Raw genomic sequence first — 7,322 nt, forward strand, 5'->3', positions numbered from 1 at the left:
GACCCGCCCTCCCTTCCGCGGCCGGCCGAGCCGGCGCCCCGTTGGGGGTAGTACCGCGGTACCACCCCGCCCGTGCCATTGATGACCGCGGTACCACGGTTTCGGGCCCCGCCGCTCCTAGCGTTGCCGGTGACGGGACCGCAAGGGTCCGACCACCCGAGGCAAGGGAGCGGCGATGATCGAGGCGCGGCAGCTGACCAAGCGGTACGGCGAGAAGACGGCGGTCGACCACCTGGACTTCGTGGTCAAGCCGGGCACGGTCACCGGCTTCCTGGGCCCCAACGGCGCGGGCAAGTCCACCACCATGCGCATGATCGTCGGGCTGGACGCGCCCACCAGCGGCAGCGTGACCGTGAACGGCAGGCGGTACGCCGGGCACAGCGCTCCGTTGCAGGAGGTCGGCGCCCTGCTGGAGGCCAAGTCGATCCACCCGGGCCGCTCCGCCTTCGCCCATCTGATGGCGCAGGCCCACACCCACGGCATCCCGCGCCGCCGGGTGGAGGAGGTCGTCGAGCTGACCGGACTCCAGTCCGTGGCCAGGCGGCGTGCCGGCGCCTTCTCGCTCGGCATGGGCCAGCGCCTGGGCATCGCCGCGGCCCTGCTGGGCGACCCGGCCACCCTCATGCTCGACGAGCCGGTCAACGGGCTCGACCCCGAGGGCGTGCTGTGGATCCGCAACCTGCTCACCGGGCTCGCGTCCGAGGGCCGTACCGTCTTCGTCTCCTCGCACCTGATGAGCGAGATGGCGCTGGTCGCCGACCACCTGATCGTCGTCGGGCGCGGACGCCTGCTGGCCGACACCACGGTGCAGGAACTGGTGCGCCAGGCCGGCGGTGACACCGTGACGGTCGCCTCCGACCGGGCGAACCGCCTGCGCGAGGTCCTGGCCGGCCCCGGCGTGGAGATCACCGGCGCGATCGGTTCCGAGGAACTCCAGGTAACCGGCCTGACGGCACGTGCCATCGGCCTCAAGGCCGCCGAGCACGGCATCCCCCTGTACGAGCTCAGCTCCAGGACCGTCTCCCTGGAACAGGCGTTCATGGACCTGACCAGCGACGCCGTCGAATACCACGGCACCACCACCGTCGAGACACCCCGGAGCGCCGCATGAGCCAGACGACCCTGAGCGGGAGCGTGACGCCCGTACCGGCACCCGGGCACAGCCCGCGCCCGCCCTACAAGGTCACCGCGCGCCGGGTGCTGCGCTCGGAGTGGGCCAAACTGTGGTCCCTGCGCTCCACCTGGATCACCCTGGGCCTGGGCCTGCTGTTCCTGATCGGCTTCGGTGTCATCGCCGCCGTGCACTACCACTCCGAGTACACCTCGGGCCGACAGCTGCGCCCGGACGACGCGAACGCGACCGCGCTGAGCCTGTCCCTGTTCGGCACCAACTTCGCGCAACTCGCCCTGGGCGTCCTGGGCGTACTGGTCACCGCCGGCGAGTACTCCACGGGCATGATCCGCTCGACGCTCGCCGCGGTCCCGCGCCGCCTGCCCGTGCTGTGGTCGAAGGCCGCGGTGTTCGGCCTGGTGGCGCTGGTCGTCGCCACCGTCGGCGTGTTCGTCGCGTTCCCGATCGGCGCCGGTGTGGTCTCCGGCACGCCCGCGGCGCTGTCGCTGTCCCACGCGGGTGTCGTACGCGCCCTGCTGGGCGCGGGCCTCTACCTCGGCCTGGTCGCCGTGATCGGCGTGGCCCTGGGCGCGCTGCTGCGCTCGGTCGCGGGCGGCATCGCCGTGCTGGTCGCCTCGCTGATGCTGGTGCCCGGCCTCGTCACGCTGCTGCCCGGCTCGTGGCAGGACGACATCAGCAAGTACCTGCCCAGCAACGCCGGTGAGTCGGTGTTCGCGCTGACCCACGACTCGACGACCCTGTCGCCGACCGCCGGGCTCCTGGTCTTCCTCTGCTGGACCGCGCTCGCGCTCGCGGGGGCCGCGTACCGCCTGGTGCGCACCGACGCCTGATGCGGCGCACTCTCGCAGGCGGCGCGCACCCGGCCCGGCCCGGTACGCACCTCCCGGCCGCCGTACGCCACGATGGACGGGTGACACCCATGAGCGGCGACGACTCCGCCCAGGTCGGGCCCGCTGCCCAGGCCGGGGCGGCTTACCAGGCCTGGGCGGATCCCGTCTGGAACCACCCCCTGGTCAACCGGGTGTCCAGCCTCGGCCAGCGGCTGCGCCAGGCCGACCGGGGCCACCCGTGGATGCTGGACGCGGGGGTGGTCCTCCTCATGGTCCCGCTGCTGTGCGTGCCGGACCTGGTGCCCCACCACCACGACCGGCACGACCTCGCCCGCGCCTTCACCCACCTGTCCCTGGCGGCCACCATCGCCTTGCAGGCCGGGCAGGTGCTGCCCCTGCTGTGGCGGCGCAGACGGCCCTCGCCGGCGTTCGCGCTGATCGCCGCGGTGTTCCTCGTCCAGTGCGCGCTGGGTGCCTGGCTGCGCGCCGGCGTCGCCGTGCTGATCGCGCTCTACAGCCTGGCCCTGCACGGGCGGCTGCGTCATCTGCCCGCCGCCTGTGCCGTGACGGCGGGCGGGCTGGCGCTGCTCGCCGTGCGGATGCGGGCGGACGTGTCCATCGTGGACGGACTGTTCTTCCTGAGCACCACCATCATCGCCGCGGTCGCGCTGGGTCTCGCGGTACGCATCCGGCGTGCCCAGCTCGCCGGCCTGCGCGACCGCGCGGCCCGTCTGGAGATCGAGCGCGACCAGCGCAGCCGGCTGGCCGTCGTCACCGAACGCACCCGGGTGGCCCGTGAGATGCACGACATCGTCGGCCACAACCTGTCCGTCATCATCACGCTCGCCGACGGAGGCGCGTACGCGGCCGACATCGCCCCGGAACGCGGCAAGCAGGCCCTCCTCATGATCGGAGACACCGGACGGCAGGCCCTCGGCGAACTCCGCCGCACCCTCGGCGTCCTGCGCGAACAGAGCCAGGCCCCTGAGCTCAGCCCCCAGCCGGGCCTCGCGGACATCGACGCCCTGTGCGCCCGGATCCGCTCCGCCGGCCCCCAGGTCGATCACCGCACCCGCGGCGAACTGGACGTCCTGGACCGCGGTGTCCAGCTGGCGGTCTACCGCATCGTCCAGGAGGCCCTCACCAACGCCCTCAAACACGCGGGCCACGACACCCGGATCCGGCTCACGGTGGCCGTCGAGGACACCCGGGTGCGGATCGACGTCCACGACACCGGCCCAGGCGCAGGGCCCGGCCGGCCGGGACCGGCCGAGGAAGGACACGGACTGGCAGGCATGAAGGAACGCGCAGCCCTCTACAACGGGACCGTCACCGCGGAACCCGCCCCGGACGGCGGATGGACGGTACGGGCCACGCTCGACCTCACCCCGCTCGCCGACCTTCCCGGTCCGTCCGGTCCGGGAGGTGCGGTGTGACCACCGTGCTCATCGCGGACGACCAGCCCTTGCAGCGCTTCGGCTTCCGCATGCTCCTGGAGAGCTCCCCCGAGACGGAGGTCGTCGGTGAGGCGGCGCACGGCGGCGAGGCCGTCCGCATGGCCGCGGAACTCCGCCCGGACGTGATCCTCATGGACGTCCGGATGCCCGGCATGGACGGCATCGAAGCCACCCGCCACATCGTCGCCTCCGGCGGCCGCTCCCGCGTCCTCGTCCTGACCACCTTCGACCTGGACGAGTACGCGCACGCGGCCCTGCGCGCCGGAGCCAGCGGATTCCTCCTCAAGGACGCACACCCCGAGGAACTCCTGGCCGGTATCCGCGCGGTCGCGGGCGGCGACGCCGTCATCGCCCCGGCCCTCACCCGCCGCCTGCTGGACGCCCACGCCCTGCACCTGCCGTCCCTGGCCGTCGGAGCGGTGGACGACCCGAGAGTGCGCGCCCTGACCGAACGCGAGCACGAGATCCTGGTCGCCATCGGCCAGGGCTGGACCAACGGCGAGATCGCCGAGCGCCTGGTCCTGTCGGAGTCCACGGTGAAGACCTACGTCGGCCGCGTCCTGGCCAAGATCGGAGCCCGCGACCGCATCCAGGCCGTGATCTTCGCTTACGACCTCGGACTCGCCCGCCCGAACGCACCCGAGTGACGCGGGCGCGGCGCTCACGGCCGGGATGTCGGCGCCCCGCAGGGCGAGTCCGCCCGCGAGGCCGGGCCGGCGCCCAGGACGGTACGGCGAGTGGGGCGGACGGTGGTTTCGGTCATGATCGGTTCTCCTGGAGATGAGAAGGGCGCGGTGAGTTCGCGCGGAGCGGCACGGCACGCCGGCTCCGGACGGTCGCGGCCACGGCCGCGACCGTGCACAGCGACGTCACACCCACGAGGAGAACGACGGACGGATTGACGAAGAAAGGCACCATGTCGTACGACGCGTTGCATTTCTGCGTCAGCGGAAAGAACTGCTCTTTCGCAAGGGCGTACTTCGAGTCGTACGGCTGGTGGAGGACCACGGTGCATTCCTCCTGCTTGTCCAGCGAGAACATCCGCGACGCGCCGTATCCGTACATCAGCATCAAGGAGAGGAACGAAATGCCCGCTGCGACGGCCCAGTTCCGGGGCTTCATACCGTTCTCCGCACCAGCCCGCTACAGGCTTTACATCCGGCACCGAGGGCGGAACCATCGGTACGGCGAGTGCGGCGGGCGCCAGGACGCAAGATCATGTGTTCATGACAACTCGGCCGGATTCGCCTTGTCAATGACGGCTGTCACGCGGCCTGCGGTGACCTCGGGTGCGGGCAGTCCCCACAAGCGGCAGCCACCGCGAGCCAGTTGGGTGTGGGTCGCACCAGCAGGCCGGCCCCATGCCGTCCACGTGACATCGGTCCGTCACCGCAGCGGGACCGCGGGCCACAGGGGCTCGGTGGCCCGCTCCTCGGCCCCGCGCAGGACGCGGAGGACGTTGCGGCCGGTCAGGGCCTCCGGCTTGGGCCGGGGCCAGCCGCGGTCGGCGGGTTCACGCAGCAGGACGGGGTAGCCCGAGACGTCGGCGAGGCCGGTCGGCTGGTGGTCCACGCCGTCGTAGTCGCCGCCGGGACCGATGTGGTCCATGCCGGCCACCTCGCGGGCGTGCTCCACGTGGTCGGCGACCCGGACGACCGTCACCTCGGGGCGGGTTGGGCCGGCCCGCAGCGGACGATCGCGCGCTCGATGGTGTCGGTCCGGGGCGAGCAGCATCAGCGCCTCGACCTCAAATCCGGCGGCACACGGCCAGGTCGCCACCTGGTCCGGCCGGCGGCGATGGACATGGATCCTCATCGGGTGGCCGCCGTAGCCCTGTCACGGCTCTGGCACTGTTCGCGGACAGCGTGCGGGCCACGGGCGGCGGACCGGTGGCGGATGTCGGCTGCGGTCCCGGACACGTCACCGCCCACCTGGACAGACTCGGCGTCGACGCCTTCGGCATCGGCATAGGCACCGGTGTCCGTCGATGGCGGCGCGCACTTGGCCGGCACAGCTGACCGCGACCGCGTCGTAAGAGGTTCGGGTGTCGGTCAACCAGTCGTCCGTGGCCATGACCGGCACCGTGGTCCCTGACGCCGGAAGTCGGCATGGCCGCGCACCGGACGCCGATCGCCCACGCGAAGGACCCGAGGCGGAGGCTACGCGCGCGGGGTGTCGGGGCGGGCGTCGTACGCAACGCGGGCGGCGTCAATGTGTGCCAGGTGCGCGGTGCTCCACTCCAGCAGGGGTGCGGTGGCTTCGCGGAGAGTCTTGCCCATCGGGGTGAGTTCGTAGCTGACGTGCGGCGGCATGACGTTGCGTACGGTCCGCGTGAGGATTCCGTCGCGTTCCAGGCTGCGCAGGGTGACGGTGAGCATGCGCTGGCTGATTCCGTCGATGGCTCGCTTGAGTTCGGTGAAGCGGCGCGGTCCCTGGCTGAGGTTGCGCACGACCAGCAGCGACCATTTGTCCCCGACGATGTCGAGCACTTCGCGCGTCCGGCACGGGTCCTCCTGCCGCGCAGGCCGCGACTCGCTTCCCGGTGTGTTCATGGTTACCTCCAGAGAACCGGGGCACCGAAATGTGCCTTATTGCTCAAGGCGTGGCAGCTGCACCACGATGACCTTGGTTCCCAAAGAGTACTGAGGCACGAACAGGAACCACCGAGTTTCCGTGCCTCTCCGCCCCGAAGAGGGAGATCGTTCCAATCATGTCAACGTTCCTGCTGGTACACGGCGCTTGGCACAGCGGCCGGTGTTGGGAGCGGGTGGCCCCGCTGCTGGAGTCGGCCGGACATCGCGTGTTCGCACCCTCGCTGACCGGCTACGGCGACAAGACGCACCTGCTCAGTCCCGAGGTGGGGCTCGACACGCACGTCGAGGACGTCGTCAGGCGGATCCACGAGGAGGACCTGACCGAGGTGGTACTCGTGGGCCACAGCTACGCGGGGCTGGTCGTCTCCTCGGCGGCCAACCAGGTCCCGGACCGGATCGCACATCTGGTGTACCTGGATGCGATGGTCCCGCAGCACGGCGAGACCGCCGTCGACGTTCAACCCATGACTCAGAACCTGATCGACCTGGCCGCGACGTCCGGCAGCGGCTGGCGTATTCCGCCGTTGCCCGAGATGCCCGCGCCTCTTGGTCTGTTCGGGGTCACCGACCCGGCGGACGTCGCGTGGCTGCGCGCGATGCTCTCGGATCAGCCGGTGCGCTGCCTCCAGCAACCGGTCCGGCTGGACAACCCGGCCGTGAACGCGATTCCCCGCACGCACATTCACTGCGTCGGTGCGACGCCGGACGGCATCACACGGCGGCCCGTCCCCGCGATACAGCCCAATGGTTCCCCGGCACAGGTGTGGGAACTGCCGACCGGGCACGACTGCATGATCACCATGCCGACAGAACTGAGCGGACTACTGCTCGAGCTCGCCCTTTAGCAGCGTCCGGATTCGTGGTCCTGACAGCGAGCCGAAGCCCCGCACCGCCGCCCCGACAGGAAGTCGGTTTGCCGGTGCCCCGTTCTTCCTCCTCGACGGGCAGCACGCACGTCTCCGGTGCCCAGCCGGCCGAAGCGTTCGTCCAGGCACTCGAGACCGCCTGGAACGGAAAGCACGCCGAGAGTCCGTGACGCGAGTACTCGTTCGACCGGCGCGGCGGCCTACGACGACCACGGCGACACCAGGCACTCGACACCGTGAAGGCCCTCGCGCGAGCAGACGCCACCGTCGAGATCGTCACGCCCGAGCGAGCGCTCCCCGGTGCGCAAGGAGGAGGGTTCGTTCCAGCCGTTTCGCACAGGGGACGCGGTGGCAAGCAGGAATGTCCGCGCCGCGACGCTGGACGCCGCCCGTCTCTGCCGCACCATCTGTGGTCGGGCGGCCCACCAAGACGGTGGGCCGCC

General features: G+C 71.2%; 9 protein-coding genes and 1 pseudogene. 6 read left to right on the plus strand and 4 right to left on the minus strand.

Annotated elements, in window-relative coordinates; all coding sequences use genetic code 11:
* Window positions 1-175: 175 nt before the first annotated feature.
* The 4 genes from ACWGJM_RS48730 (at window position 176) to ACWGJM_RS48745 (ending at window position 4,066) form a co-directional block, all read left to right on the plus strand.
* Window positions 176-1,111, plus strand: a complete 936-nt coding sequence (locus tag ACWGJM_RS48730) for an ATP-binding cassette domain-containing protein (RefSeq protein WP_453418228.1) — start codon at window positions 176-178, stop codon at window positions 1,109-1,111.
* Window positions 1,108-1,962, plus strand: coding sequence for an ABC transporter permease (locus ACWGJM_RS48735; RefSeq protein ID WP_453418229.1), 855 nt, complete (start codon window positions 1,108-1,110; stop codon window positions 1,960-1,962). The genes ACWGJM_RS48730 and ACWGJM_RS48735 overlap by 4 nt, the downstream gene beginning before the upstream one ends.
* 89 nt (window positions 1,963-2,051) lie before the next feature.
* A complete protein-coding gene (locus ACWGJM_RS48740; RefSeq protein ID WP_453418230.1) occupies window positions 2,052-3,398 on the plus strand; it encodes a sensor histidine kinase in 1,347 nt (448 codons plus the stop codon).
* Window positions 3,395-4,066, plus strand: a complete 672-nt coding sequence (locus ACWGJM_RS48745; RefSeq protein WP_453418231.1) for a response regulator — start codon at window positions 3,395-3,397, stop codon at window positions 4,064-4,066. The genes ACWGJM_RS48740 and ACWGJM_RS48745 overlap by 4 nt, the downstream gene beginning before the upstream one ends.
* Before the next feature lie 112 nt (window positions 4,067-4,178).
* On the opposite strand, the gene ACWGJM_RS48750 is transcribed toward ACWGJM_RS48745, so the two are convergent.
* Window positions 4,179-4,541, minus strand: coding sequence for a hypothetical protein (locus ACWGJM_RS48750; protein ID WP_453418232.1), 363 nt, complete (start codon window positions 4,539-4,541; stop codon window positions 4,179-4,181).
* A 264-nt stretch (window positions 4,542-4,805) separates the two neighbouring features.
* Complete coding sequence (locus ACWGJM_RS48755; protein WP_453418233.1) at window positions 4,806-5,234, minus strand: membrane dipeptidase; 429 nt, start codon at window positions 5,232-5,234, stop codon at window positions 4,806-4,808.
* A 26-nt stretch (window positions 5,235-5,260) separates the two neighbouring features.
* Here ACWGJM_RS48755 and ACWGJM_RS48760 point away from each other — a divergent pair.
* Window positions 5,261-5,401, plus strand: a pseudogene (locus tag ACWGJM_RS48760) (SAM-dependent methyltransferase); the annotation flags it as partial.
* Between the two features lie 177 nt (window positions 5,402-5,578).
* Here the strand turns inward: ACWGJM_RS48760 and ACWGJM_RS48765 are convergent.
* The gene (locus ACWGJM_RS48765; RefSeq protein WP_453418234.1) at window positions 5,579-5,971 is read right to left on the minus strand and encodes a winged helix-turn-helix transcriptional regulator; all 393 of its coding nucleotides are present in this window, start codon (window positions 5,969-5,971) and stop codon (window positions 5,579-5,581) included.
* A gap of 158 nt (window positions 5,972-6,129) precedes the next feature.
* Here ACWGJM_RS48765 and ACWGJM_RS48770 point away from each other — a divergent pair, with 158 nt between their 5' ends.
* On the plus strand, window positions 6,130-6,858 hold the full coding sequence (locus ACWGJM_RS48770; RefSeq protein ID WP_453418235.1) for an alpha/beta fold hydrolase: 729 nt from the start codon (window positions 6,130-6,132) through the stop codon (window positions 6,856-6,858).
* A gap of 221 nt (window positions 6,859-7,079) precedes the next feature.
* Here ACWGJM_RS48770 and ACWGJM_RS48775 read toward each other — a convergent pair.
* Window positions 7,080-7,322, minus strand: a 243-nt coding sequence (locus tag ACWGJM_RS48775; RefSeq protein WP_453418236.1) for a hypothetical protein, incomplete at its 5' end; no start/stop codon positions are given.

The organism is Streptomyces sp. NPDC054834 (genome assembly GCF_053611185.1).

Excerpts from the sequence above, each read along its gene's own strand:
- ACWGJM_RS48730 (WP_453418228.1), top strand. The coding sequence starts at position 176 with ATGATCGAGGCGCGGCAGCTGACCAAGCGGTACGGCGAGAAGACGGCG.
- ACWGJM_RS48735 (WP_453418229.1), top strand. The coding sequence starts at position 1,108 with ATGAGCCAGACGACCCTGAGCGGGAGCGTGACGCCCGTACCGGCACCC.
- ACWGJM_RS48740 (WP_453418230.1), top strand. The coding sequence starts at position 2,052 with ATGAGCGGCGACGACTCCGCCCAGGTCGGGCCCGCTGCCCAGGCCGGG.
- ACWGJM_RS48750 (WP_453418232.1), bottom strand. The coding sequence starts at position 4,541 with ATGAAGCCCCGGAACTGGGCCGTCGCAGCGGGCATTTCGTTCCTCTCC.
- ACWGJM_RS48755 (WP_453418233.1), bottom strand. The coding sequence starts at position 5,234 with ATGAGGATCCATGTCCATCGCCGCCGGCCGGACCAGGTGGCGACCTGG.
- ACWGJM_RS48765 (WP_453418234.1), bottom strand. The coding sequence starts at position 5,971 with ATGAACACACCGGGAAGCGAGTCGCGGCCTGCGCGGCAGGAGGACCCG.
- ACWGJM_RS48770 (WP_453418235.1), top strand. The coding sequence starts at position 6,130 with ATGTCAACGTTCCTGCTGGTACACGGCGCTTGGCACAGCGGCCGGTGT.